Source organism: Rugamonas sp. DEMB1, assembly GCF_029834475.1.
GTDB lineage: Bacteria > Pseudomonadota > Gammaproteobacteria > Burkholderiales > Burkholderiaceae_D > Rugamonas > Rugamonas rubra.
Map to the genome: position 1 here is coordinate 382920 of NZ_CP122407.1, position 25306 is coordinate 408225.

Genomic DNA, 25306 nt, shown 5'->3' on the forward strand with positions numbered 1-25306 from the left:
CGGCCGGCCTAGCCGGCGAAGTGGTCGAAGCCGGCCAGGCGCAGGTCGAGCGGGCTGCCGGCGGCGTCGACCAGGCGCAGGCCGGCGGCCGGCTCGATGCGGCCGACCCGCGTCACCGCCGTGGCGACGCTGGCGGCGGCGGCCAGGATGGCGGCGCGGGCGCCGGCCGGGGCGGTGAAGCACAGTTCGTAGTCGTCGCCGCCGGCCGCCGTGTAGGCGCGCCGCAGCGCCGCCGGCCGGGTGCCCAGCGCCGGACCGGCCGGCAGGGCGTCGACGTCGAGCGTGGCGCCGACGCCGGAGCGTTCCAATATGTGGCCGAGGTCGCCGACCAGGCCGTCCGAGATGTCGATGGCGGCGTGCGCCAGGCGCTGCCCGGCCAGCAGCATGCCCAGCTCGACGCGCGGGATCGGCGCGTGCATGCGCGGCGCGGCGGCGCGCAGCAGCTCGGCCGGCAACTCCACCTCCTGGCGGTAGCCGGCCAGCGCCAGGCGGGCGTCGCCCAGGGTGCCGCTGATCCAGATGTCGTCGTCGGCGCGGGCGGCGTCGCGCCGCAGCGCCGTGCCGGGCGCCAGCTCGCCGAACACGGTGATGCAGATGGTCAGCGGGCCCTTGGTGGTGTCGCCGCCGATCAGCTCGCAGTCGAAGGCGTCGGCCAGCGCGAACAGCGCCTGGGAGAAGCCGGCCAGCCAGTCGCGCTCGGCGGCCGGCAGCGCCAGCGCCAGCGTGAAGCCGACCGGCCGCGCGCCCATCGCCGCCAGGTCCGACAGGTTCACCGCCAGGCTCTTGTGGCCCAGTTGCACGGGGTCGGCGCCGGCGAAGAAGTGGCGGCCCTCGACCAGCATGTCCGACGAGATCGCCGTCAGCCGGCCGGGCGTGGGGGTGAGCAGGGCGCAGTCGTCGCCGATGCCCAGGGTGGCGCGGGCCGGGTGGCGCGGGCGCACGAAGTATTGCTTGATGAGGTCGAATTCGGAGAGCATGCCGCCATTGTACCGAAACGGCGCCGGCCGGCGCGCGCCGCCACCCGCGCCCGCGCCCCGGCTCGCGGCTAGGTGTTGCCGATGGTCAGGTGGGCCGGCACCGCCTCGGCCGACAGGAACAGCCAGTCGTGGTTGGCCAGCCGCACCGCCACCCCCTCGACGTTGAAGCGGCCCAGCAGGTCGGGCGTGAAGAACAGCTGCGGGCCGGCCTCGTAGCCGGCGCCGGTGAGCACCACGAACATCTTGCACAGGCCCGCCTCGATGGCCAGCGCCTCGACCGACAGCCGCGCCAGGCGGCCGCGCCCGGTCTGCATCAGGCCGCCGAGCGAGCGGCTGTAGACGAAGGCCAGTTCCTTGCCGTCCTGCTGCCACTGGCGCAGCTGGCGCCAGGCCGGGCCGTCGGCGCCGGCGACCGCCGGCGACTGTGCCGAGGGCTGGACCGGCGGGGTGGCCGGCGCGCCGGCGGGCGGATTGATCAGGGCCGTCATGACACTCTCCACAGCAAGGGGAATGTGTACGAGCATACAACAAAGCCGGCCCCGGCAGGCGGGACGGACCTATTGGTCTGTGCAATGGATATTCCGGAGTCAATAGTCAAACAAAATCAATTAATGAAATTGATTGTATTTATCAATTAAATAGCCTTTTTCCGCTCATCATTCGGCAAAACCACGGTTTTTCGCAATCTTGGCGCCATTTCGTCACAGGACTTGGTAAAAATACCTAGCTAATTGAAAGAATTGGTCTGATAAAATCGTAAGCTTTCCGATCGTACAAACAGGAAGGCAGCACATGGATTCGTCATCTGATCAAAAAGAGGAACTTCGTCAACAATTGCGCCTTGCCGCGTTGGAATACCACGAGTGCCCTAGACCAGGCAAGATCAGCGTCACGCCGACCAAGCAACTGACCAACCAGCGCGATCTGGCGCTGGCCTATTCGCCGGGCGTGGCGGCGCCCTGCGAGGAGATCGTCATCGATCCGGCCAACGCCTACAAGTACACGGCGCGCGGCAACCTGGTGGCGGTCATCACCAACGGCACCGCCGTGCTCGGCCTGGGCAACATCGGTCCGCTGGCCGCCAAGCCGGTGATGGAGGGCAAGGGCGTGCTGTTCAAGAAGTTCGCCGGCATCGACGTGTTCGACATCGAGATCAACGAGATGGATCCGGACAAGCTGTGCGACATCATCGCCTCGCTCGAACCGACCTTCGGCGGCGTCAACCTGGAAGACATCAAGGCGCCCGAGTGCTTCTACATCGAGCGCCAGCTGCGCGACCGCATGAAGATCCCGGTCTTCCACGACGACCAGCACGGCACCGCCATCATCGTCGGCGCCGCCATCCTGAACGGCATCAAGGTGGTCAACAAGGACATCAAGAATTGCAAGCTGGTGGTGTCGGGCGCCGGCGCGGCCGCGCTGGCCTGCCTCGACCTGATCGTCGACCTCGGCTTCCCGCTGGAGAACATCTTCGTCACCGACCTGGCCGGCGTGGTCTACAAGGGCCGCGTCGAGCTGATGGACCCGGACAAGGAACGCTTCGCCCGCGAGACCGACGCGCGCACCCTGGCCGAGGTGATCCCCGGCGCCGACATCTTCCTCGGCGTCTCCGCCGGCGGCGTGCTGAAACAGGACATGGTCATGAAGATGGCGCCCAATCCGCTGATCCTGGCGCTGGCCAACCCCAGCCCGGAGATCCTGCCGGAGGACGTCAAGGCGGTGCGCGGCGACGCCGTCATCTGCACCGGCCGCTCGGACTATCCGAACCAGGTCAACAACGTGCTGTGCTTCCCCTACATCTTCCGCGGCGCGCTCGACTGCGGCGCCACCACCATCACCCGCGAGATGGAGATCGCGGTGGTGCACGCCATCGCCGAGCTGGCCCACGCCGAGCAGTCCGACATCGTCGCCACCACCTACGGCATCAGCAACCTGTCGTTCGGCCCCGAGTACCTGATCCCGATGCCCTTCGACCCGCGCCTGCTGATCAAGATCGCGCCGGCGGTGGCCAAGGCGGCCTTCGAGTCGGGCGTGGCGACGCGGCCGATCAAGGACCTGCAGGCCTACGCCGACAGCCTGCAGCAGTTCGTCTACCGCAGCGGCACCTTCATGAAGCCGCTGTTCCAGGTCGCCAAGAGCACCGCCGCCGAACTCAAGCGCATCGTCTACGCCGAGGGCGAGGAGGAGCGCGTGCTGCGCGCCGTGCAGGTGGTGGTCGACGAGAAGCTGGCGCGGCCGATCCTGGTGGGCCGTCCGGCCGTGCTGGCCACGCGCATCGAGAAGTTCGGCCTGCGCCTCAAGCAGGGCGTCGACTTCGACGTCATCAACCCGGACTTCGACGAGCGCTACCGCGAATACTGGCACGCCTACTACGAGATGACCGCGCGCAAGGGCGTGACCCAGGAGTACGCCAAGCTGGAGATGCGCCGCCGCCATTCGCTGATCGGCGCCATGATGATCCACAAGGGCGACGCCGACGGCATGATCTGCGGCACCTTCGGCACCACCCAGCTGCACCTGCACTACATCGACCAGGTGCTGGGCAAGCGCGCCGGCGCCAAGGTCTACGCGGCGATGAACGTGCTGATCCTGCCGGAGCGCCAGCTGGTGGTGGTCGACACCCACGTCAACGAGAACCCGGACGCCGAGCAGCTCGCCGAGATCACCATCATGGCCGCCGAGGAGATGAAGCGCTTCGGCCTGTCGCCGCGCGCCGCCCTGCTGTCGCATTCCAACTTCGGCTCGTCCAACAGCGCCTCGGCGCAGAAGATGCGCGCCGCGCTGGCGCTGATCCGCCAGCAGGCGCCGGAGCTGGAGGTGGACGGCGAGATGCACGGCGACACCGCGCTCGACTCCAAGCTGCGCAACTCCATCATGCCCGGCTCGGACCTGCAGCACGACGCCAACCTGCTGGTGATGCCCAACATCGACGCCGCCAACATCGCCTACAACCTGGTCAAGACGGCGGCCGGCAACGGCATCGCGGTCGGCCCGATCCTGCTCGGCTGCGCCAAGCCGGTGCACATCCTGACGCCGTCGGCGACGGTGCGCCGCATCGTCAACATGACCGCGCTGTGCGTGGTCGACGCGGTGGCCCAGCGCAAGGCCTAAGCGACCCCGTCCGCCGCGCCGGCGCGCCAGCGCGGCCGCGCCAAGGCCAGCACCCGTCCGGGTGCTGGTTTTTTTTTGGCGCCGGCGCCGGCGCGGGGCGCCATCTTGATGCATATCAAACAATATTGCATCGACGCCGGGAATTGCCCTGTAACAAGATGTAATTGTTGTAATAGCCACGGCGCGGCCAAAGGGCGCGCAAGCCGCTCTGTTACAATATCGGGTTAATTGAAGGCCGGTCCGCCGCCTTCCGGCCACTCCAGGATTCGAATGTGAACACCATGCAAAAAACTAAAAAAGCACTCATCACGGGCATCACCGGTCAAGACGGCGCGTATCTGGCGCAACTGTTGTTGGAAAAAGGCTACGAAGTCACCGGCACCTACCGCCGCACCAGTTCGGTCAACTTCTGGCGCATCGAGGAGCTCGGCATCGAGGCCCACCCGCGCCTCAATCTGGTCGAGTACGACCTGACCGACCTGAGCTCGAGCATCCGTTTGCTGCAGTCGGCCGCCTTCGACGAGGTCTACAACCTGGCCGCGCAAAGCTTCGTCGGCGTCTCCTTCGAGCAGCCGATCACCACCGCCGAGATCACCGGCCTGGGCCCGGTCAACCTGCTCGAGGCGATCCGCATCGTCAACCCGAAGATCCGCTTCTACCAGGCCTCGACCTCGGAAATGTTCGGCAAGGTGCAGGCCATCCCGCAGGTCGAGGACACGCCGTTCTACCCGCGCAGCCCGTACGGCGTGGCCAAGCTGTACGCCCACTGGATGACCGTCAACTACCGCGAGTCCTACGGCATCTTCGCCACCTCCGGCATCCTGTTCAACCACGAGTCGCCGCTGCGCGGGCGCGAGTTCGTCACCCGCAAGATCACCGACTCGGTCGCCAAGATCAAGCTGGGCAAGCTCGACGTGCTCGAACTGGGCAACCTCGACGCCAAGCGCGACTGGGGCTACGCCAAGGAGTACGTCGAGGGCATGTGGCGCATCCTGCAGGCCGAGCAGCCCGACACCTACGTGCTGGCCACCAACCGCACCGAGACCGTGCGCGACTTCGTCAGCATGGCCTTCAAGGCGATCGACGTGGCCATCGAGTGGAGCGGCGCGGCCGACCACGAGGTCGGCACCTGCGGCCGCAGCGGCAAGGTGCTGGTGCGCGTCAGCCCGAAATTCTACCGTCCGTCCGAGGTCGAGCTGTTGATCGGCGATCCGGCCAAGGCGCTGGCCGAACTGGGCTGGGCGCCCAAGACCACGCTCGAGGAGCTGTGCCTGATGATGGTCGAGGCCGACCTGCGCCGCAACACCGCCGGCTTCTCCTTCTAAGGTGGACGCCGTGGCCAGCCCGACCCAGCCGCAGTTCCTCTCGCCGCAGCGCGAGGGCGCCGGCAAGCGCGCCCTGGTCACCGGCCTGGCCGGCTTCACCGGCCGCTACATGGCGGCCGAGCTGGCCGCCGCCGGCTACCGCGTGTTCGGCACCACCACGCCGGGCCACGCGGCCGACGCCGACTGCTACGCCGTCGACCTGTGCGACCGCGCCGCCGTCGCCGCCATGGTGGCCGAGGTGCGGCCGGACGTGGTGGCCCACCTGGCCGGCATCGCCTTCGTCGGCCACGCCGACGTCGAGCAAATCTACCGCGTCAACGTGGTCGGCACGCGCAACCTGCTCGAGGCGCTGGCGGCCCAGCCGCACAAGCCGTCGGCGGTGCTGCTGGCGTCGAGCGCCAACATCTACGGCAACACCGAGGTCGAGCTCATCGACGAGGACGTGCGCGCCGCGCCGGCCAACGACTACGCCGTCAGCAAGCTGGCGATGGAATACATGGCCGGCCTGTGGCGCGACAAGCTGCCGCTGGTCGTCACCCGGCCGTTCAACTACACCGGCGTCGGCCAGCACGACAACTTCCTGCTGCCGAAGATCGTCGGCCACTTCCGCCGCGGCGCGACCGACATCGAGCTGGGCAACCTGAACGTGGCGCGCGACTTCTCCGACGTGCGCATGGTGGCCGCCAGCTACCGCCGCCTGCTGGCCGCCGCGCCGGCCGGCCAGACCTTCAACATCTGCTCCGGCCAGGCCTATTCGCTCGGCCAGGCGCTCGACATGATGGCCGAGATCGCCGGCTACCGCATCCAGGTCCACGTCAACCCGGCCTTCGTGCGCGCCAACGAGGTGGCCCGGCTGGTCGGCGACAAGCGCCGCCTGGAGGCCGCCGTCGGCGCCATCGCCGCGCCGCCGCTGGCCGACACGCTGCGCTGGATGTACCAGGCGTGAGCGCGCCGCGCGTCGCGCTGTCCACCACCACCGCCGAACCGGGCCTGACCGGCGGCCGGCTCGACGGCCTCGGCGTGTACAGCCTGGCGCTGCTGCGCGCGCTGCCGCAGGCCGGTTGCGAGGTGCGCCCGTTCTCCTTCGCGCCGGCCGGCGCCGGCGCCGCGCTGACCCTGGGCCGCGCGCTGCCGCGCTCCTTCGCCGCCGCCACGCTGCGCGACCTGCTGCCGGCGGCGGCGCCGCTGCGCCTGCCGGCCGACGCCGTCGACGGCCGCGTGCCCGACCTGTTCCACGCCACCGACTACCGCGTCGTGCGCATGGACCGCCCGCTGGTGGCGACGCTGCACGACGCGCTGCCGATCGCCCATCCGGAGTGGTGCAACCCGCGCCTGCGCCGGCTGAAGAACTGGCTGCAGGCCAAGGCGGCGCGCAAGGCCGACCACGTCATCACCGGCTCGCGCTTCTCCGTCACGGAACTGGTCGAGTGCTTCGGCGTCGACCCGGCGCGCATCAGCGTGGTCCACAACGGCGTCGGCGAGGAATGGTTCGAGCCGCCCGCCGCCGAGGCGGTGGCCGCCACGCTGGCGCAATACGGCCTGCGGCCCGGCTACTTCCTGTTCGTCGGCACGCTGCAGCCGCGCAAGAACGTCGAGCGCCTGCTCGAGGCCTACCTGCAGCTGCCGCCGGTGCTGCGCGCGGCGCGCCAACTGGTGGTGGTCGGCGCGCCCGGCTGGCGCAGCGTCGAGCTGACCCGCCGCCTCGAGGCGGCCCGCCAGCGCGGCGAGAACGTGGTCTGGCTCAGCGCCCTGACCGAGCACGCGCAACTGCGCCATCTGTACGCCGGCAGCGGCGTGTTCGTCTTCCCCTCGCTGTACGAGGGCTTCGGCCTGCCCATCGTCGAGGCCTTCGCCGCCGGCGTGCCGGTGGTCGCCTCGAACGCCACCTCGATGCCGGAGGTGTGCCTGGGCGCCGCGCTGGAGGTCGATCCGGGCTCGGTGGCCGAGCTGGCCGCCGCCATGGCCGCCATGGCGCGCGACGAGGCGCTGCGCGCCCGCTGCGTCGCCGCCGGCCGCCGCCGCGCGCTCGAGCTGACCTGGGCCGAGACGGCGCGCCGCACCCGCGCCGTGTATCATTCCGTCCTTTCATCCTGAGCGCGCCCGCCGCCACCGCCCCTAGCCCCCTACCATGCGCGTCCTCCACTTCTACAAGACCTACTACCCCGACAGCTGGGGCGGCATCGAGCAGGTCATCCGCCAGATGTGCGTCGGCACCGGCCGCCTCGGCGTGACCAACGAGGTGCTCACGCTGACCCGCGAGAAGGACCCGTCCGACCTCGAGTTCGAGGGCCACATGGTGCACCGCATGCCGCTCGACTTCGAGATCGCCTCGACCGGCTTCTCCTTCGCCGCCATCCGCAAGCTGGCGCGCCTGGCGCGCCAGGCCGACGTGATCCACTACCACTTCCCGTGGCCGTTCATGGACCTGGCCCATTTCATGGCGCGCATCGACAAGCCCAGCGTGGTGACCTACCACTCCGACATCGTGCGGCAGAAGAACCTGCTGCGCGTCTACACGCCGCTCAAGCAGCGCTTCCTGCGCAGCGTCGACCTGATCGTGGCGACCTCGCCCAACTACCTGGCCTCGTCGCCGGTGCTGGCGCGCTACAGCGAGAAGATCCGCACCATCACCTACGGCCTCGACAAGAGCACCTATCCCGAGCCGGGCCAGGCGGTGCGCGACAAGTGGCGCGCCCAGTGCGGCGGGCGCTTTTTCCTGTTCATCGGCGTGCTGCGCTACTACAAGGGCCTGCACATCCTGCTCGACGCCGTCGCCGCGCTGGACTACCCGGTGGTGATCGTCGGCGCCGGCCCGATCGAGCGCGAGCTCAAGGCCCACGCCGAGCGGCTCGGCCTGCACCACGTGATGTTCGTCGGCGCGCTCGAGGAGGTCGACAAGATCGCCCTGCTGCAGTTGTGCTACGCCATGGTGTTCCCGTCGCACCTGCGCTCGGAGGCCTTCGGCATCTCGCTGCTCGAGGGCGCGATGTTCGGCAAGCCGATGATCTCCAGCGAGATCGGCACCGGCACCACCTACATCAACATCGACAACGACACCGGCCTGGTGGTGCCGCCGGACGACCCGGCGGCGCTGGGCGCGGCCATGCGCACCCTGTGGGAGCAGCCGGCGCTGGCCGCCGCCATGGGCGAGCGCGCCGAGGCGCGCTACTGGGAGCTGTTCACCGCCGAGAAGATGGCCGAGAACTACGCCGGGCTGTACCGCGAACTGGCGGCGCGGCCGGCCAAGCGCTGAGGTCATCGGCGCGAGGTTTGATTTTGCGCAAACCGCGATCTTGATACAACGCTAATATTGCGTCGAACTCCCGGCCCCGGTCGTGGTCACAGCAACGCCAACAACAATGTTATCGGCGGCCCACTGTGTGACGCAACGACATGGCCGGACGCGGGAGTTCACCCCGTCAGCCGTCATCCGCAATCGGCCCGCCGCAGTCCGCCGGCGGCCCGCCGCAGTCATCCTCGTCCCCGCCATCCTGCCGGCCTCACAGCCAGCCCTGGTCGCGCGCCATGCGCGCCGCCTCGGTGCGGTTGGCCGCGCCCAGCTTGCTGATCGCCTCCGACAGGTAGTTGCGCACCGTGCCCTCGGACAGGCAGGCGATGCGGGCGATCTCCAGCGAGCTGGCGCCGTCGGCGGCCAACTGCAGCACCTGGCGCTCGCGCGCCGTGAGCGGGTCGCGCTGGCCCCAGGACTGCACCGCCAGCTCGGGATCGACCACCTGACCGCCACCGTGCACCGTGCGGATGGCCCGCGCCAGCGCCTCGGCCGGCGCGTCCTTGAGCAGGTAGCCGGCCACGCCGGCGTCGAGGGCGCGGCGCAGGTAGCCGGCGCGGCCGAAGGTGGTGACGATGATGACGCGGGCGCGCCGGTTTTGCGCGCGGATTTGCTGGGCCAGTTCCAGCCCACCCATGCCGGGCATCTCGATGTCGGACAGGACGATGTCCGGCGCCAGCTCGGCGATCAGGCGCAGCGCCTCGGCGCCGTCGCCGGCCAGGCCGGCGATGACGAAGTCCGGTTCCAGCGCCAGCAGGGCGGCCAGGGCGCCGCGCACCAACGCCTGGTCCTCGGCGATCAGGATGCGGATCGGTCGGGCCGCGCTCGGTCGGGCCTCGTTAGGTCGGGCCGCGCCAGGTCGGGCCGCGTTCGCTTCGGCCGCATCCGGCGGCGCCTGGTTCGGCGTGGCGCCGCTCATGGCAGCGCCGCCGTGGCGGGCAACGAGAGGCTGAGCCGCAGGCCGGGGCCGGCCGCCAGCGCCATGGCGCCGCCGTGCGCCTCGACGCGCTCGCGCATGCCGCGCAGGCCGTTGCCCGGCGTGACCGGGGCGGCCGCCGTGCCGTCGTCGCTGATGTCGCAGTGCACCCGTCCGTCCGCCTGGCGCAGCGCGATGTGGCAGGTGCTGGCGCCGGCGTGGCGCACGATGTTGGTGACCGCCTCGCGCAGCGCCAGCGACAGCACGTTCTCCACCGCCGCCGGCAGCGCCAGCGGCTCGATCCGCGTTTGCAGCGCCACGCCGGCCGTCTGCAGCGCCTTGTCGGCCTGGGCCAGCTCGAAGGGCAGGCCGGCGCTGCGGTAGCCGACGATGGCCTGGCGCACCTGGCGCAGCGCGTCGCGCGCGCTGTCCTCGACCTCGCGCATCTCCGCCTCGGCGCGTTGCGGCTGGCCCGCCACCAGGCGCCGCGCCAGCTCGCTCTTCAGGGCGATCAGCGACAGGGTGTGGCCGAGCACGTCGTGCATGTCGCGCGCGATGCGTTCGCGCTCGGCGATCTTCGACAGGTGCTCGACCTCCTCCTGCTTGCGCAGCAAACGGCCGGCGGCGCGCCGGCTCTCGTGGAAGTGGATCAGCGGGCCGGCGATGAACACCGGCAGGATCAGCACCTGGAGCAGGAAGGTCTGCTGCGGCTGCAGCAACCAGGCGGTCAGGGCGCCCAGCAGCACGTTGGCGGCGACCAGCAGGAAGCCCTCGCGCGGCCGTTCGAAGCCGGCGCCGGCGCAGGCGCTGTAGATGAAGAACACCGCCGCGCCGGAGTTGTGCGCGGCCGACAGCATGCCCAGCGCGGTGATCAGCAGCGAGTTGCGCCACAGCGCCGCGCCGTCCAGCCAGTAGCCACGGAAGTACAGCAGCAGGAACAGCGGCAGCGTGGCGGCGGCCAGGCCGAGCTGGTAGGCGCTGTGCGGCCGCAGGAAATAGGGGGCGAGGTAGAGGCCGAGGTAGACCAGCCAGAGGTAGGGCGTGCGGCCGGTTTCCGGCGTGGAGGGCAGCAGTGTCAAGCGCATGCGGGCTTTCGGGATGGCGACGGCGGCGCGCGGGCCGTCTTGTTTGGATGGCAATGGGGGCATTGTAGCGGCGCCGGCGCCGCCGCGCCATGCCGGAGCGGCCGGACCGCGGCGGCGCCGGCCAAGACGCGGCGGCGCGCTCGCCCGCCGCGTCGACCGGCTCAGCGCAGGCCGGCCAGCAGGCGCTTGGCCCAACCGTGCTGCGGCGCGGCGTCGAGCACCTGCTGCACGCTGGCGCGCGCCTCGTCGCGCCGGCCGTCCGCCTTCAGGGCGACGGCGCGCCACAGCAGGGCGTCGTTCAAGCCCCAGTTGGCGGCCGAGGCCTCGGCCCGTGGCAGGTGGGCGACGACGCTGTCGAAGTCGGCCAGGGCCAGGGCGCGGTCGCCGCCGAACAGGGCCGGCGTGTACAGCCGCGAGATGCCGGCGAACAGGCGCACGCGCGGCTGCTCGGGCGCCAGCCGCAGCGCCTCGGCGATGGCCTGGTTGGCCTTGACGCCGAGCAGCGGCCCCTTGAGCGGGCTGCGCGAGATCTGCAGGCCGTAGACGCCGGCCAGCATGGCCAGCGCCTCGGCCTGCTGCGGCTCGGCGCGCCCGGCCAGGCCTTCGAGGCGCAGGCGGGCGCGCTCGAGGGCGGCGCCGATCGCCGCGTCGTTGCGCTTGGCGTCGGCCAGGCCGGCGTTGGCCAGGCGGTAGTCGGCGTAGGCGGCGGCCAGCGCGGCCTCGGCGCCGTCGCCGGCCAGCGCGTTCAACTCGGCGCTGACGGCGCCCAGGGTGGCGACGTCGGCCTGCCAGCTGGCCGCCTCGATGCGCTGGTAGTCGGGCTGGTAGTCGTGCGCGGCGGCGGCGCGGGCCGGGCCGGCCATGGCCAGAGTTAGGCCGAAAACCAGGCCGAAAGCCAGGCCGAGGGCGCGGGCGAGCAGGGTGGGGCGGGTGCGGCGGGTGGTGTGCGACATGGCTGGCTCCAAGTGGGTTGTGTGCTGGATGCACTGCTGCCATTGTCGGCGCCGGCGCCGCTTGCCGGTAGTGATGCCGATCAGCGCCGTCGGGTGACTTTTGTCATGCCGGGCCGGCCGGCCGGCGCTCAGGCCGGCGTGTCGGCGCCGGCCGGCGCCGCCTGCAGCGCGGCGGCGATGCGCGCCAGCTCGCGGTGCAGCTGGGCCGGCGCCACCGGCTTGTGCAGCAGCGGCACGCCGCTGTTGCGCGCCTCGCGCAGGCGCACCGGCGCGGTGTCGCCGGTGATCAGCAGGGCGGGCAGCGCGCGCCCGGCCTGCTGGCGCAGCGCGGCGATCGCCTCGGCGCCGGTGTGCTGGCCGCGCAGCCGGTAGTCGCTGACGATCAGCTCGGGGCGCAGCGCCGGCGCCAGCGCCAGCGCCTGCTCGACGCCGTCGGCGGCGGCGCAGTCGCAGCCCCATTCGCGCAGCAGGGCCTGCATGCTGGCGCGGACGATGGCGTCGTCGTCGATCAGCAGCACGCGCATCGCCAGCGGGCGCAGCTGCTGCGGCGCCGCCTCGTCCGCCTCGGCCGGCGCCGCCCGCAGGGCCAGCGGCAGGGTCAGGCGGAACACGCTGCCGCGCCCCGGCCGCGAGGCCAGCGCCAGCGGCGCGTCGAGGATGCGCGCCAGGCCGCGGGCGATCGACAGGCCCAGGCCGAGGCCCTTCTGGCGGTCGCGCTCGGGGTTGCCGAGCTGGTGGAACTCCTGGAAGATCTCCTGCTGCTGGCCGGCGGCGATGCCGATGCCGGTGTCCCACACCTCGACCACGGCGGCGCCGGCGTGGCGGCGGCAGCCGACCAGGATGCCGCCGCGCTCGGTGTAGCGCACCGCGTTCGACACCAGGTTGCGCAGCACCAGCTCGACCAGCGCCGGGTCCGACTGCAGCACCAGCTCGCTGTCGCGGGTGCGGTAGATCAGGCCCTTGGCGTCGGCCTGCGGCGCCAGCTCGCTCTCGATCTTGGCCAGCAGCGGCTGCAGGCGGAACGGCGCCGGGTGCGCCTCGACCACGCCGGCCTCGATGCGCGAGAAGTCGAGCAGGGTGTGCAGCATGCTGGCCGAGGCCTCGGAGGCCGAGCGGGCGCTGGCCAGCACCTCGTGCTGGGCCGGCGTCAGCGGCGAGCGCGCCAGCACCTCGAGAAACAGGCCCTGGGCGTGGATCGGTTGGCGCAGGTCGTGGCTGGCGGCGGCGAGGAACTTCGACTTGGCCAGGTTGGCCTGCTCGGCCGCGCGCAGCGCCCGCTGCGCGCGGCCGCTCTCGACGCGCAGCTGGTCGATCAGCTCGATGTTGTCGAAGCGCAGCTGGATCGCCGCGCGCGCCGCGCGCGAGCTGTTGCGGCCCTGGCTGAGCAAACTCATCAGGTAGACCAGCACCGCCATGCCCAGCGCCTGGAAGGCCAGGTCGCCCAGCGACCACACCTTGGCCGCCAAGGCGCCCAGCTCGAACACGCAGAACACGGCGAACACCGGCAGCACCGGCGAGAGCAGCGACATGGAGTTGCCGACGATGCCGGCCAGCACCGCCACCACCAGGATGCTGTTGGCCGCCGACGCCGGGTCCAGCCCGGCGAAGGCCAGCGCGCCCCAGGCGGCGCCGTCGACGGCGTTGAGCACGATCAGCCGGCGCGTCAGCCGGTCGGCGTGCTCGGGCAGGATGGGGGCGCGCAGCAGGCGCCGCGCGTCCCAGCTGGCGAACACCTTCGAGCCGATCACGGCGCCGCACCACAGGCGCAGCGCGACGGCGTTGTCCGGCGTGGCCAGCGTGTAGACCAGCAGCAGGGCGACGACAATGGCCGGCAGCAGCGAGCTGCCCATGTTGCCCATCAACAGGCGCGCCTGCTCGGCGCGGATCAGCCGCTCGGTGTCGGCGGCGGCCGCCGGTCCGGCCGGGCTAGCCAACCAGCCCCCGGCTGCGCGCGGCGAAGGCGGCCTCGGAACGGCTGACCACGCCCAGCAGCGCCAGCAGCGCCTGGACGTGGCCGCGCACGGTGTTCTCCGACAGGTTCAGGCGCCGCGCGATCAGCTTGTTCGACAGGCCCTGGCAGATCAGCGCCAGCACCTCGCACTGGCGCGGCGTCAGGCGCAGCTGCTCGCCGCGCTCGCCGGCGCCGGGCGGCAGGGGCGCGCCGGCCTCGCCGCGCAGCACCGCGCTGATGGCGGCCAGGATGGCGCCGGCCGGCTCGGCCTTGGAGACGAAGCGGGCGGCGCCGCGCGCCAGCGCGTCGTGGGCGGTCTCGCTGGCGGCGTCGGCCGACAGCACGATGATGGCGCAGTCGGGCCAGCGGCGGCGGATCAGCGCCATGCCGTCCAGGCCGTTCACGCCGGGCAGCTGGATGTCGAGCAGCACCAGTTGCGGCGCGGCGGCGTCGCGCGGACCGGCCAGCGCCTCGTCGAGCGAGGCCGCCTCGCGCACGTCGAGTCCGCCGAGCGCCTCGGCCAGCATCAGGCGCAGGCCGGCGCGGAACAGCGAGTGGTCGTCGATCAGAATGATGGTCTGGTTCATGTCAAGCATTTCACTATGGCGCGGCGGCGTCGGCAAGGGGTGGGGGGCAATTCAGTCCAAATGGACTATTTCCTAATGTCTAGTGTCAATTTATCATCACTATTATTCGGCGAGCAAGTATCAAGTCGGCCGGCCCGATGCCATTCTGAGATCTTTTTTACTTTTAGGGAAACAAATAATGAAATCCAGCGTACTCGCACTTGTTCTGAGCACCGTTTTCGCCTCGTCGGCGATGGCAAAAGACTACACCGTCGAACTGCACCAGTCGAAGAGCAATCCCCATCAGTGGACCGGCAGCTTCAACCTGAGCCAGCCGACGCCGATGGAGGGCAACTACTTCTCCGACACCTACACCTTCAGCCCGGTGCTGGACGGCGAGTTCAAGGTCAACGGCGGCGTCATCAACTTCTACGGTTTCGATTCCGAACAGATCCAGTTCAGCAGCGTGTCGCTGAACCACAAGGCACTCAAGCTGAGCAACGAGGACGGCGAGAGCAAGGCGCGGCTGGGCAACTTCTCGCTGAGCGGCCCGCTGACGCTGCAGGTCTCCGGCTTCGCCGGCAGCTCGGCCAGCTACTCGGGCAACTTCAACATCACCACCGCCGTGCCGGAACCGGAAACCTACGGCATGCTGCTGGCCGGCCTGGGCCTGGTGGGCGCCGTCGCCCGCCGCCGCAAGGCCAAGTAAGCGCCAATTTGGCGCCAAATCGGCGCCAATCCATCGGCAGCAAGGGGAAGGGCCGCGGCGCGCCAGCGCCGCGGCCCTTCGTCGTTGCCGGCCGGCGCCGCCGCGCGCCGGCCGGAAAAAGTTGAACACCGCGCCGCGCCGGCCGGCTACACTCACGGCGGTACGCCCCGATTCCATCCACCGGCCCGAAGGGATTTCGCATGACCTCAAGCACGCTGCGCCACGCCGCCACCCTGTCCCTGCTGCTCGCCGCCAGCGCCGCCGCCAGCGCCGCTCCCGCGCCGGCCGCCGACACGGTCTACCGCAACGGCTACGTCTACACCGTCGACGCGCAGGACAGCGTGCGGCAGGCGCTGGCGGTGCGCGGCGGACGCATCGTCTACGTCGGCGACGACGCCGGCGCCGCCGCCCACATCGGCAAGCGCAGCAAGGTGGTCGACCTGGGCGGGCGCATGCTGATGCCCGGCCTGGTCGACGGCCACATGCATCCGCAATCGGGCGGCGCGCGTCTGCTCAACTGCAATCTGAACTACGCCGCGCTGACGGTGGCGCAGTTCCAGGCGCGTATCCAGGCCTGCCTCGACCGGGACAAGGGCGCCGACGCCAAGCGCTGGCTGGTGGTGGTCAACTGGTTCCAGCAGGGCATGCAGCCGGACGGCGTGGCCACCAGCGCCGCCACGCTCGACGCCTTGAACACCGCGCGCCCGGTGGTGGTGCGCTCGTCCTTCGGCCACTCGGCGCTGGTCAACCGCCGCGCGCTGGAGCTGGCCGGCATCGGCCGCGACACGCCCGACCCGGTGGCCGGCAAGATCGTGCGCGACGCCGGCGGCGAGGCCAGCGGCCTGCTGGAGGACGCCGCCCAGGAGCTGGTGATGCAGCACCTGCCGCCGCTGACCCCGGCCGAGAACCTGGCCGCCTCGCGCGCCGCGCTGGCCGCCATGCGCCGCCAGGGCGTGACCAGCTTCCTCGACGCCTACACCGACCCGGAAACCATGACCGCCTTCCGCCAGCTGCAACGGCGCGGCGAGCTGAGCGCGCGCGGCCACTTCGCCGTGCTGATCGCGCCGGAGGACGGCGCCGCGCCGGCCAAGGCGGTGGCCGCGCTGCTGGCGCAGGCGCGCCGCTATGACCAGGGGCCGACCCGCGTCGCGCCGTCGATGCAGGTGCGCCACGCCAAGCTGTTCATGGACGGCGTGATCGCCGCGCCGGCGCTGACCGGCACCATGTTGGCGCCCTACTATGTCGACAAGGGCACGCCGCAGCAGCCGCACTGGGTGCCGGGCGACAGCACCGGGCCGGCCGCCTACTTCGCGCCGGCCGCGCTGCGCGGCGTGCTGGGCGAGCTGGCCCGGGCGCGCATCGACCCGCACATCCACGTCGACGGCGACGGCGCCGTGCGCGAGGCGCTCGACGCCATCGCCGCGCTGCGCGCCACGGCCGAGGGCCGCGCCGCGCGGCCGGCGCTGGCGCACGACGAGATCGTCGACCCGGCCGACCTGGCCCGCTTCGCCGCGCTCGACACCACCGCCGTGCTGTCCTTCCAGTGGGCCAAGCCGGCGCCGGACACGGTGGGCGCGCTGCAACCGTACATGGGGCCGCAGCGCTACGCCCTGGTCGAGCCGCAGGCGCTGCTGCTCGACGCCGGCGCCCGTGTCGCCTTCGGCAGCGACTGGCCGGTCGACGCGCTCGACCAGTGGTTCGCGCTGAAGGTCGGCGTGACGCGCACGGCGGCGCCGGACGCCGGCGCCGAGTTCGCCGGCCGGCTCGGCGCCCAACCCGGCCTGCCGCGCGCCGCCGCGCTGCGCGCCATCACGATCAACGCCGCCTACTCGCTGCGCCAGGAGTCGCAGACCGGCTCGCTGGAGGTGGGCAAGCTGGCCGACCTGATCGTCCTCGACCGCAACTTCTTCACCATCCCGGCCGAGGACATCGCCAACATCAAGGTCTTGCAGACGGTGGTGGGCGGCAAGGTGGTCTACCGCGACGAGGCGATGCCTTAAATCTGCCGGCCGCCGCGCAAATCGAACCGGGCAGAAATACAGTGCTAGTTTGGGACATGGTACTGAACGGCGTTGAAAACACTTATCATCTCGTGATTGGAAGTGGATCGCGTTCTGAAGGAAATGCTGCCATGAGAAAACTCAATTTCGGTATCGCGTCCGTTGCCGAGCAGAGGGCACGCTCATTGGCGATAGCTGCGGGTACACGTCAACGCGCGGAGCATGAACCTAACGTTTGGTTCCCCTCGGCGACGGCGGCTTTACGCGTACTGTCGGACGAGAACATGGCGTTGCTGAGGTTCATTCGCGAAGAGCAGCCTGAGTCGGTCAGCCAACTGGCGCAAGCGATGGGGAAGCAAGCGCCAAATGTCTCGAGGTCCTTGCATACGATGGAACTATTTGGCCTAATCCGGCTGGTCAAGCGTGGACGTACCGTCAAGCCGGAGGCGCTGGCAGATCATGTTTCTCTCGATTTCGCCTAGATTGGTCGCTTCAATTACCTAGTCCGCGCAAATCGTGAGTAAGGGCTCGTCATTGGTATTTTTGTGGCCTGCTAACTCTTGTTCGGCTCGCGTATCAAGTAGCACGACATGATGTCGGGCGCATCTGAGGTGTAGCCGTTCGCCTTGTCGGCCAAGTAGCTGTGCTCTTGGCCGTAGCCGGTCACCTGCCAGCCCTTGCTGTCGTCGCGCCCGCCGTCGTGCGTGATCGTGATAATCCGATAGCGGCAGCCTGCAGGCTGACGCTTGAAGCTGAAAGTGAAGCGGGCGTTGTGCGAGCTGGTGTCTTGCTCAACCGTTTCATACGGCAGCCGAATGCATTGGCTGAACGGTGTCGACCACGTGATCGTTTTGCTTTGAACCGACAGGCTGCCGAAACACGCGCGGCCAGTTCCCGCGAAGCGCCCCGACAATGCTGGCGCCTGGGCATGGACACTTAGTCCGATACCGATGCAAATCGTTGCCATGCCAATTCTCAAGCTGCGCATGTTGTCACCTCGGTCACTTTTTTCTTGAACTGGATCCTATTCCTCGCATACCGGAAAGGGTTTGCAGCACCGCAAAGAGTATAGATGTTGCGCCGGGAGTGAGTGCAGGGGATGGAAGGGGGCCGGGCGGCCAAGCGCAGGCGCGGTGACGGAGTCGCGCCACAAAACAAAACGGCCCTCATTGCTGAGGGCCGTCTGTCGGTGTTTGGTGGTGCCCGAGGCCGGACTTGAACCGGCACGCCTTGCGGCGGCGGATTTTGAGTCCGCTACGTCTACCAATTCCATCACTCGGGCAACGCGACTGGCATTATCACTGATTTAGCCGCATCCGGCAACCCTGGTTCGGAATTTTTATATTTGTGCAAACATTCCAGGCCCGGGCGAAGCGGGTATCATCTCTGCTCCCCCCGCAACGGCCGGCAGGTCCGGCGTTCCCGCATGAACAACAGCAAGATCCGCGAGATCATCCTCGGCAAGCCGCTCGACCCGATGAAGAGCGAAACCCGCCACTCGATGGCGCTGGTGGCCTTTCTGGCCTGGGTCGGCCTCGGCGCGGACGGCCTGTCCTCCTCGTCCTACGGCCCGGAGGAGACCTTCAAGGCGCTCGGCGCCCACACCCACCTCGGCCTGTACATGGCCATCGCCACCGCCGTCACGGTGTTCATCATCGCGCTGGCCTACAACCAGGTGATCGAGCTGTTCCCCACCGGCGGCGGCGGCTACCGCGTCGCCACGCGCCTGGTCGGCCCCTACATGGGCCTGATCTCCGGCTGCGCCCTGATCCTCGACTACGTGCTCACCATCGCCATCTCGATCGCCTCCGGCGTCGACGCGCTGGCCTCCTTCCTGCCGCTCGGCTTCCAGCCCTACAAGCTGTGGGCCGAGGCCTTCTTCATCGGCCTGCTGATCGTGATGAACCTGCGCGGCCTGAAGGAGGCGATCCAGATCCTGCTGCCGATCTTCCTCGGCTTCGTCGCCACCCATTTGGTGTTGATCGTTTACGGCATTGTCGCCCACGCCTCGCACCTGCCCGAGCTGGTGCCGACCACGCTGGCCGAGACCGGCCAGCTGGCCACGCAGATCGGCTGGACCGGCGTGGCCGGCATGCTGCTGCTGGCCTATTCGCAGGGCGGCGGCACCTACACGGGGCTGGAGGCGGTGTCGAACAACGTCAACCTGCTGGCCGAGCCGCGCGTGCGCACCGGCAAGGTGACGATGCTGTACATGGCGCTGTCGCTGGCCTTCACGGCCGGCGGCATCATCCTGCTGTACCTGCTGTGGGACGCCAAGCCGGTGGCCGGCGAGACCCTCAACGCCTCGACCTTCAAGACCATCATCGCCAGCATGGGCCTGGGCGGGCCGCTGCTCAACCAGGTGCTGCTGGTGGTGGTGCTGGCCTTCGAGGCGGGCCTGCTGTTTGTCGCCGCCAACACCGGCTTCCTCGGCGGCCCGTCGGTGCTGTCGAACATGGCGGCGGACTCCTGGGTGCCGCACAAGTTCCGCTACCTGTCGACCCGGCTGGTGACGCAGAACGGCATCCTGGTGATGGGCCTGGCCGCGCTGGCCATCCTGTTCTGGACCGGCGGCAGCGTGACCCTGCTGGTGGTGCTGTATTCGATCTCGGTGTTCCTGACCTTCGCCATCTCGCTGTTCGGCCTGTGCCTGTACTGGGTGCGCAACCGCCGCCGTGGCACGCACTGGCTGCGCCGGCTGCTGTTGTCGGCGGTTGGTTTCGGCATCTGCGCCGGCATCCTGGCGATCCTGCTGGTCGAGCGCTTCGCCGGCGGCGGCTGGGCCACCATCGTCATCATCGCCGCCATCGCCGGCCTGTGCATCGTCGTGCGCAAGCACTACCAGCAGACCAAGCAGGCCATCCACTCGGTCGACGAGGTGTTCGCCAGCCAGCCCTTCGGCCCCAACCCGGAGCCGGTCGAGCCGCAGCCGGACGACCAGACCGCCGTGTTCATCGTCGGCACCTCGCGCGGCGGCGGGCTGCACGCGCTGCTGTGGGTGCAGCGCATGTTCCCCGGCCACTTCAAGAATTTTTTGTTCGTCAACGCGCGCACCGTCGATTCGCACGCCTACGGCGGCGAGGGCGCGCTCGAACAGATGCGCAGCGAGGCGGCCGAGACGCTGGAGTATTTCGTCGACTTCTGCCACAGCCACCACATGGCCTCGGCCTCCTACCTGGGCTTCGGCACAGACGCGGTGGACGAGGTGACCCGCCTGTGCGAGCAGATCAGCGAGGAGTTCCCGCACGCGATCTTCTTCACCAGCAAACTGATCTTCTCGACCGACAACTGGATGACGCGCATCCTGCACAACCAGGCGGCGCTGGCGGTGCAGCGCCGCCTGCATCTGGAGGGCTTGCAGATGGTGATCCTGCCGATGAAGGTCTAGGCGCCACGGCGCCGGACGTGAAAAAGGGGCGGCCCAGGCATGGGCCGCCCCTTTTGGCTTGCCGCCGTCGCCGGCGCTCAGTCGGCGCGGCGGTACAGGCGGAAGCGTTCCTCGCGGTCGGACGGCCGGCGGCCCTCCCACAGCAACTGCCATTGCTTGCCACGGTGCTGCGCCGCGATCTCGCGGTCGTCGCGCAGGCGCACGCTGTCCTGCAGCAGCAGCAGCTCGCAGCGGCCGCCCTCGACGCCGGTGAACGGCAGGTGGGCGTAGTAGGCGAAGGAGGCGCGCTGCGCCGGGCCGACGTTGGTTTCGATGCAGCCGGCGCCGGGCGGCAGCTTGTCGGCGATCTGGCGCGCCACGCTGGCGTAGCTCTTGCTGTAGTTCATGTCCGGCAGGAACAGCGTCATCAGCAAAATCCAGATCAGGATCAGGCCGCCGGAGGACAGCACCACGGCGCGCCACAGCACGGCCGGCTGGCGCGACAGGCGCCAGTGCACCAGGGCGATCCAGCCGCAGGTGGCGGCGGCGGCGACGAGGAAGGCCAGCAGGCCCAGCTCGGGCTTGAAGCCGGGCACCAGCTTGAGCGCGTTCTTGGCGGCCTGGGCCGGCCAGCCGGTCAGCTTGGCGATCCAGAAGATCCAGATGACGGCGGCGCACAGGGTCAGCGCCATCACCGAGAACCAGTCGATGGCGTTGATGGCGCCGCGCTTCATGGTCAGCAGGCCGAAGGCGGCCATGATGGCCAGCGGCGGCAGCAGGGCCAGCAGCTGGCCCTGCTCGGGATTCGGGTGGAACAGGGTCAGCAGCGCGGCCATGATGACGAAGCTGAGCGGCACCACGATGTGCAGCACGTGGCGCTGGCGGCGCCAGGCGTACACGGCCCAGCCGGCGAAGGGCCAGGCGGGCCAGAAGAACCAGGTGCCGACGCGGAAGAAGAACTTCAGCGACAGCACCGTCGGCAGCGCCAGCTGGGCGCCGCCCAGCGCCAGCCAGCCGGCCAGCGGGGTTTGCTGGTAGGGCCGCAGCAGATGGGCCGGCAGCAGCCACAGCGCGGCGATGGCCACGGCGACGGCGGCGGCGGCGGCCAGGTCGCGCAGGGCGCGGCCCGGCGGCAGGCCGAGGAAGCGGGTGCACAGCAGCAGCGCCAGGCTCAGCGCGGCCGGCGTCAGCCAGCCGCGGTTCAGGCTCAGCAGGCCGAGCGCCAGGCCGACCAGGGCGGCGTTGCGCAGCGAGGCCAGCTCGACGTAGCGCACGGCGCGGTAGACCAGCAGCGCCACCAGCGACACCTGCATCGCCTCGGCGGTGGTCTCGTGGCTGTGCAGCAGCAGGCCCAGGCTGCCCAGGTAGATCAGCACGGCGGCGTCGGCCAGGGTGCGGCCGAAGTCGCGCGGCTCGGGCTGGCCGCCGAAGGCCAGGCGCAGCGGCTGGGCGTCGGGGCGGCGGCCCAGGTTGAAGGCGGCGTACCAGACGGCGGCCACGCCGAGCAGGAACACCAGGCCGGTGGCGACGCGGGCGCCCAGCACGTCGCCCAGCAGCCAGCCGAACAGCTTGATGCCGAGCGCGCCCAGCCAGAAGGCCAGCGGCCCCTCGTCGGTCACGCTGAGGCCGGCGATGTTGGGCCACAGCCAGTCCTGCCAGCCGCCCTGGGCCATCGTCCACATCGCGCCGAAGCTGGCGGCGTCGTCGTTCTTCCACGGGTCGCGGCCGATCAGGCCGGGCAGGATGTAGAGCAGGCCGAGGGCGAACAGCGCCCAGCGGGGCAGGGCCAGGGTGGCGGCGGCGGGAAGTCGGACTGGCTTCATCGATCAGTGTGCAATAGGGAGGTAGACGGCAGTATGCAGGAAAACACGGGCGCGGACAGCGACAGACAAAAAAAGGCAGCCGAGGCTGCCTTTTTGTTCGAAGCGGCGGAAATTAGCCTGCTGCGATGGCGGTTTTCGAACCGACGGAACCGAATTTCTGACGGAACTTCTCGACGCGGCCGGCGGTGTCGACGATCTTGTGCTTGCCGGTGTAGAACGGGTGCGATTCAGCCGACACCTCGATCTTGACCAGTGGGTACTCTTTACCGTCGAGGGTGATCTTTTCGCGGGTGTTGATGGTCGAACGGGTGACGAATTTGAAATCGCACGACAGGTCGTGGAAAACAACTTCGCGGTATTCTGGATGGATATCGGTCTTCATGGGATGCCTTAGATGGGTAGGTAGCCAAACAGCACTTCGTCGGTCGTCTTGCTTCTTGACCCGATTGCCGATCACTTGCCAGGGTTTAAATTAATGCAACCGTGGATTATACAGCGCTTTGCCGGGGGCGGCAAGCTGGCCCGCCACGGCCGCCGAGCCAGGGTCAGACCCTCAGGGTCTGACCCTCAGGACAGGCCGCCGGCGGGACGATAAAAAAAGGGCGGCGCCCTCGCGGACGCCGCCCCTTGTCGATGCCGCCGGGGGCTTAGCCGCCGCGGCGCATCATGTCGAAGAACTCACCGTTGGTCTTGGTGGCCTTCATCTTGTCGAGGATGAACTCCATCGCCTCGATCTCGTCCATCGAGTACAGCAGCTTGCGCAGGATCCAGATCTTCTGCAGCTGGTCCGGCTTGATCAGCAACTCCTCGCGGCGCGTGCCGGACTTGTTCAGGTTGATCGCCGGGTAGACCCGCTTCTCGGCCAGGCGGCGCTCCAGGTGCACCTCCATGTTGCCGGTGCCCTTGAACTCCTCGTAGATCACGTCGTCCATGCGCGAGCCGGTCTCGATCAGCGCGGTGGCGATGATGGTCAGCGAGCCGCCCTCCTCGATGTTGCGGGCGGCGCCGAAGAAGCGCTTCGGACGTTGCAGCGCGTTGGCGTCGACACCACCGGTCAGCACCTTGCCCGAGGCCGGGATCACGGTGTTGTAGGCGCGCGCCAGGCGGGTGATCGAGTCGAGCAGGATCACCACGTCTTTTTTCATTTCAACCAGGCGCTTGGCCTTTTCCAGCACCATCTCGGCGACCTGGACGTGGCGGGTGGCCGGCTCGTCGAAGGTCGAGGCGACCACTTCGCCGCGCACCGAGCGTTGCATCTCGGTCACTTCCTCCGGGCGCTCGTCGATCAGCAGCACGATCAGGGTGACGTCGGGGTGGTTGGCGGTGATGGCGTGGGCGATGTGCTGCAGCATGACCGACTTGCCCGACTTGGGCGAGGCCACCAGCAGGCCGCGCTGGCCCTTGCCGATCGGCGAGATCAGGTCGACGATGCGGCCGGTGATGTTCTCCTGGCCGTTCATCTCGCGCTCCAGGCGCAGCGGCTCGTTCGGGTGCAGCGGCGTCAGGTTCTCGAACAGGATGCGGTGCTTCGACATCTCCGGCGATTCGCCGTTGACCTTGTCGACCTTGACCAGCGCGAAGTAGCGCTCGCCGTCCTTCGGCGTGCGCACCTCGCCCTCGATGGAGTCGCCGGTGTGCAGGTTGAAGCGGCGGATCTGCGACGGCGAGATGTAGATGTCGTCGGTCGAGGCCATGTAGCTGGCGTCGGGCGAGCGCAGGAAGCCGAAGCCGTCGGGCAGCACCTCGAGGGCGCCGTCGCCGAAGATTTGTTCGCCGGATTTCGCGCGCTTTTTCAGGATCGCAAACATCAATTCCTGTTTGCGCAGACGCGCCGCGTTGTCGATATCCAGACCGATCGCCATCTCCAGCAGGGCCGAGACGTGTAAGGCCTTCAATTCAGATAGATGCATATGTGTTGAGTGTCCCGTGACGGGAAGTAAAGGTAGGGGAGGGAACTGCGTGGTGTTAATCAATATGGGCGCCGTGGCGACCCTGCCGATCGGATGGCGTCGCGGGCGCGGCGCCGTCTTAGTTTGCTGCCTGTGCTGCCGATTGTGTTCTTATTCTTCGCTGCCGGTGCTGCCTTACATCATGGACGCGGCGTGCGCTCGGCCGGCCGCGTCCACGATCTTACTTAAATATTGCTGTCGATGAAAGAGGTCAGCTGGCCTTTCGCCATCGCGCCGACCTTTTGCGCCGCCGCCACGCCGTTCTTGAACAGGATCAAGGTCGGGATGCCGCGGATGCCGAACTTGGCCGGCACGCCCTGGTTGGCGTCGACGTCCATCTTGGCGATCAGGATCTTGCCGTCGTACTCTTTCGCCACTTCTTCCAGGATCGGGCCGATGGCCTTGCAGGGACCGCACCACTCGGCCCAGAAGTCGACCAGCACTGGGCGGTCGGACTTGAGCACGTCGGCGTCGAAGGAGGCATCGGTAATGTGTTTGATATTTTCGCTCATGTTTTCCTCAAATGAGGGTCAGTGTGGGATCAATAACGCCTGGGGATCATGCCATTCTTGTCTGCAATCGCCATCAACGTTGCCGGACTACGGGCAGCAGATGGAGGCAATGGGTGCAAATTCAATGTTCTGGAAGGGGTGGCAAGAAGGTAGGCAGGCGGGGATGGCTGAAATAATAACCCATTTTTCGAAAATGTGTGCCAGATTGTATAAATAGTTGGTTTCTATTGTGGCGTGGCTTGATATGGCCCCGGCCGGGCGGCATAGGGTCAGACCCTAGGGTCTGACCCTGGGTCGTTGCCCGTGGCGCGCGCGCCGGCCTCAATACAGCCGCTCGAGCGCCTGGCACAGCGCCAGCCGGCTGACCGGCTTGGGCAGCGCCGCCAGCAGCTGCAACTGGTGGAACTGGGCCATCAGGCGGGCCGACTGCAGCAGCCGGGTCTCCTGGCCGGACATCAGGATCAGGCCGCCGCCGAAGCGGCGCGCGGCCAGCGCGTCGAGCAGGGCGAAGCCGTCCTCGCCGGGCATGCACAGGTCGGAGATCACCGCGTCCGGGCGCGGCCGGGCGGCGTCGTAGGCGGCCACGCCGCTGGCGCCGTCGCCGGCCAGCAGCACCGTGCCCACGCCCAGTTCGGCGAGCAGCTCGCGCAGCAGGGCGCGCTGGAAGGCGTCGTCGTCGACCACCAGCACGCACAGGCCGGGGGGCGCCACGGTGCGCGCGGCGTCGGTGTCGGTCTGCGCCGTGGCGGGGGTGTCGGAGGTCGATAGCATGG

Annotated in this window: 21 protein-coding genes, 1 tRNA gene and 1 pseudogene; 9 read left to right on the forward strand and 14 right to left on the reverse strand. The window is 69.2% G+C overall.

The window, feature by feature from the left end:
- Positions 1–8: 8 nt before the first annotated feature.
- A complete protein-coding gene (gene thiL, locus QC826_RS01750; protein ID WP_279764139.1) occupies positions 9–977 on the reverse strand; it encodes a thiamine-phosphate kinase in 969 nt (322 codons plus the stop codon).
- 68 nt (positions 978–1045) lie between these two features.
- A complete protein-coding gene (locus tag QC826_RS01755) occupies positions 1046–1465 on the reverse strand; it encodes a hypothetical protein (protein WP_279764140.1) in 420 nt (139 codons plus the stop codon).
- Between the two features lie 304 nt (positions 1466–1769).
- Here QC826_RS01755 and QC826_RS01760 point away from each other — a divergent pair, with 304 nt between their 5' ends.
- The 5 genes from QC826_RS01760 to QC826_RS01780 all read left to right on the forward strand — a co-directional run bounded on the left by QC826_RS01760 (position 1770) and on the right by QC826_RS01780 (position 8666).
- Entirely contained in the window at positions 1770–4088 is a 2319-nt protein-coding gene (locus tag QC826_RS01760) for an NADP-dependent malic enzyme (RefSeq protein WP_279764141.1), read from the forward strand.
- Between the two features lie 281 nt (positions 4089–4369).
- Positions 4370–5413 (forward strand): GDP-mannose 4,6-dehydratase, encoded by a 1044-nt coding sequence (gmd, locus tag QC826_RS01765; protein WP_279764142.1) that lies wholly within the window; start codon positions 4370–4372, stop codon positions 5411–5413.
- A 109-nt stretch (positions 5414–5522) separates the two neighbouring features.
- Positions 5523–6359 (forward strand): GDP-mannose 4,6-dehydratase, encoded by an 837-nt coding sequence (locus QC826_RS01770; RefSeq protein ID WP_409567848.1) that lies wholly within the window; start codon positions 5523–5525, stop codon positions 6357–6359.
- Positions 6356–7507: a glycosyltransferase family 1 protein gene (locus tag QC826_RS01775; RefSeq protein WP_279764144.1), complete on the forward strand. Its 1152-nt coding sequence runs from the start codon at positions 6356–6358 to the stop codon at positions 7505–7507. The genes QC826_RS01770 and QC826_RS01775 overlap by 4 nt, the downstream gene beginning before the upstream one ends.
- Positions 7508–7541: 34 nt before the next feature.
- A complete protein-coding gene (locus QC826_RS01780; protein WP_279764145.1) occupies positions 7542–8666 on the forward strand; it encodes a glycosyltransferase family 4 protein in 1125 nt (374 codons plus the stop codon).
- 247 nt (positions 8667–8913) lie between these two features.
- Here the strand turns inward: QC826_RS01780 and QC826_RS01785 are convergent, their stop codons facing one another.
- The 5 genes from QC826_RS01785 to QC826_RS01805 all read right to left on the reverse strand — a co-directional run bounded on the left by QC826_RS01785 (position 8914) and on the right by QC826_RS01805 (position 14194).
- Entirely contained in the window at positions 8914–9621 is a 708-nt protein-coding gene (locus QC826_RS01785; protein ID WP_279764146.1) for a DNA-binding response regulator, read from the reverse strand.
- The gene (locus tag QC826_RS01790) at positions 9618–10703 is read right to left on the reverse strand and encodes a sensor histidine kinase (protein WP_279764147.1); all 1086 of its coding nucleotides are present in this window, start codon (positions 10701–10703) and stop codon (positions 9618–9620) included. Before QC826_RS01790 ends, QC826_RS01785 begins: the two co-directional genes overlap by 4 nt.
- A gap of 161 nt (positions 10704–10864) precedes the next feature.
- Positions 10865–11656, reverse strand: a complete 792-nt coding sequence (locus QC826_RS01795; protein WP_279764148.1) for a hypothetical protein — start codon at positions 11654–11656, stop codon at positions 10865–10867.
- A 128-nt stretch (positions 11657–11784) separates the two neighbouring features.
- Positions 11785–13590 carry a hybrid sensor histidine kinase/response regulator gene (locus tag QC826_RS01800; protein ID WP_279764149.1) on the reverse strand — a complete coding sequence of 602 codons (1806 nt, stop codon included), beginning with the start codon at positions 13588–13590 and terminating at the stop codon, positions 11785–11787.
- A complete protein-coding gene (locus QC826_RS01805; protein WP_279764150.1) occupies positions 13583–14194 on the reverse strand; it encodes a response regulator in 612 nt (203 codons plus the stop codon). The genes QC826_RS01800 and QC826_RS01805 overlap by 8 nt, the downstream gene beginning before the upstream one ends.
- A gap of 208 nt (positions 14195–14402) precedes the next feature.
- On the opposite strand from QC826_RS01805, the pseudogene QC826_RS01810 reads away from it, so the two are divergent.
- The 3 genes and pseudogenes from QC826_RS01810 to QC826_RS01820 form a co-directional block, all read left to right on the forward strand.
- A pseudogene (locus tag QC826_RS01810) lies at positions 14403–14882 on the forward strand (FxDxF family PEP-CTERM protein); the annotation flags it as partial.
- A gap of 200 nt (positions 14883–15082) precedes the next feature.
- On the forward strand, positions 15083–16882 hold the full coding sequence (locus tag QC826_RS01815; RefSeq protein WP_279764152.1) for an amidohydrolase: 1800 nt from the start codon (positions 15083–15085) through the stop codon (positions 16880–16882).
- A 131-nt stretch (positions 16883–17013) separates the two neighbouring features.
- Positions 17014–17364 (forward strand): helix-turn-helix domain-containing protein, encoded by a 351-nt coding sequence (locus QC826_RS01820; protein WP_279764153.1) that lies wholly within the window; start codon positions 17014–17016, stop codon positions 17362–17364.
- 71 nt (positions 17365–17435) lie between these two features.
- Here the strand turns inward: QC826_RS01820 and QC826_RS01825 are convergent, their stop codons facing one another.
- Positions 17436–17870, reverse strand: coding sequence for a hypothetical protein (locus QC826_RS01825; RefSeq protein WP_279764154.1), 435 nt, complete (start codon positions 17868–17870; stop codon positions 17436–17438).
- 209 nt (positions 17871–18079) lie between these two features.
- Positions 18080–18164, reverse strand: a tRNA-Leu gene (locus QC826_RS01830).
- A gap of 144 nt (positions 18165–18308) precedes the next feature.
- Here QC826_RS01830 and QC826_RS01835 point away from each other — a divergent pair.
- Positions 18309–20270: an APC family permease gene (locus QC826_RS01835; RefSeq protein WP_279764155.1), complete on the forward strand. Its 1962-nt coding sequence runs from the start codon at positions 18309–18311 to the stop codon at positions 20268–20270.
- Positions 20271–20347: 77 nt separating this feature from the next.
- Here the strand turns inward: QC826_RS01835 and QC826_RS01840 are convergent, their stop codons facing one another.
- From QC826_RS01840 to QC826_RS01860, 5 genes are all read right to left on the reverse strand, one after another.
- On the reverse strand, positions 20348–22072 hold the full coding sequence (locus tag QC826_RS01840) for a glycosyltransferase family 39 protein (RefSeq protein WP_279764156.1): 1725 nt from the start codon (positions 22070–22072) through the stop codon (positions 20348–20350).
- A gap of 112 nt (positions 22073–22184) precedes the next feature.
- Positions 22185–22454, reverse strand: a complete 270-nt coding sequence (locus QC826_RS01845; RefSeq protein WP_093382148.1) for a type B 50S ribosomal protein L31 — start codon at positions 22452–22454, stop codon at positions 22185–22187.
- Positions 22455–22719: 265 nt separating this feature from the next.
- Positions 22720–23982, reverse strand: coding sequence for a transcription termination factor Rho (gene rho / locus QC826_RS01850; RefSeq protein WP_093382150.1), 1263 nt, complete (start codon positions 23980–23982; stop codon positions 22720–22722).
- A 224-nt stretch (positions 23983–24206) separates the two neighbouring features.
- A complete protein-coding gene (gene trxA / locus QC826_RS01855; RefSeq protein WP_093382153.1) occupies positions 24207–24533 on the reverse strand; it encodes a thioredoxin TrxA in 327 nt (108 codons plus the stop codon).
- A gap of 321 nt (positions 24534–24854) precedes the next feature.
- Positions 24855–25304 carry a response regulator gene (locus QC826_RS01860; protein ID WP_279764158.1) on the reverse strand — a complete coding sequence of 150 codons (450 nt, stop codon included), beginning with the start codon at positions 25302–25304 and terminating at the stop codon, positions 24855–24857.
- Positions 25305–25306 lie beyond the last annotated feature (2 nt).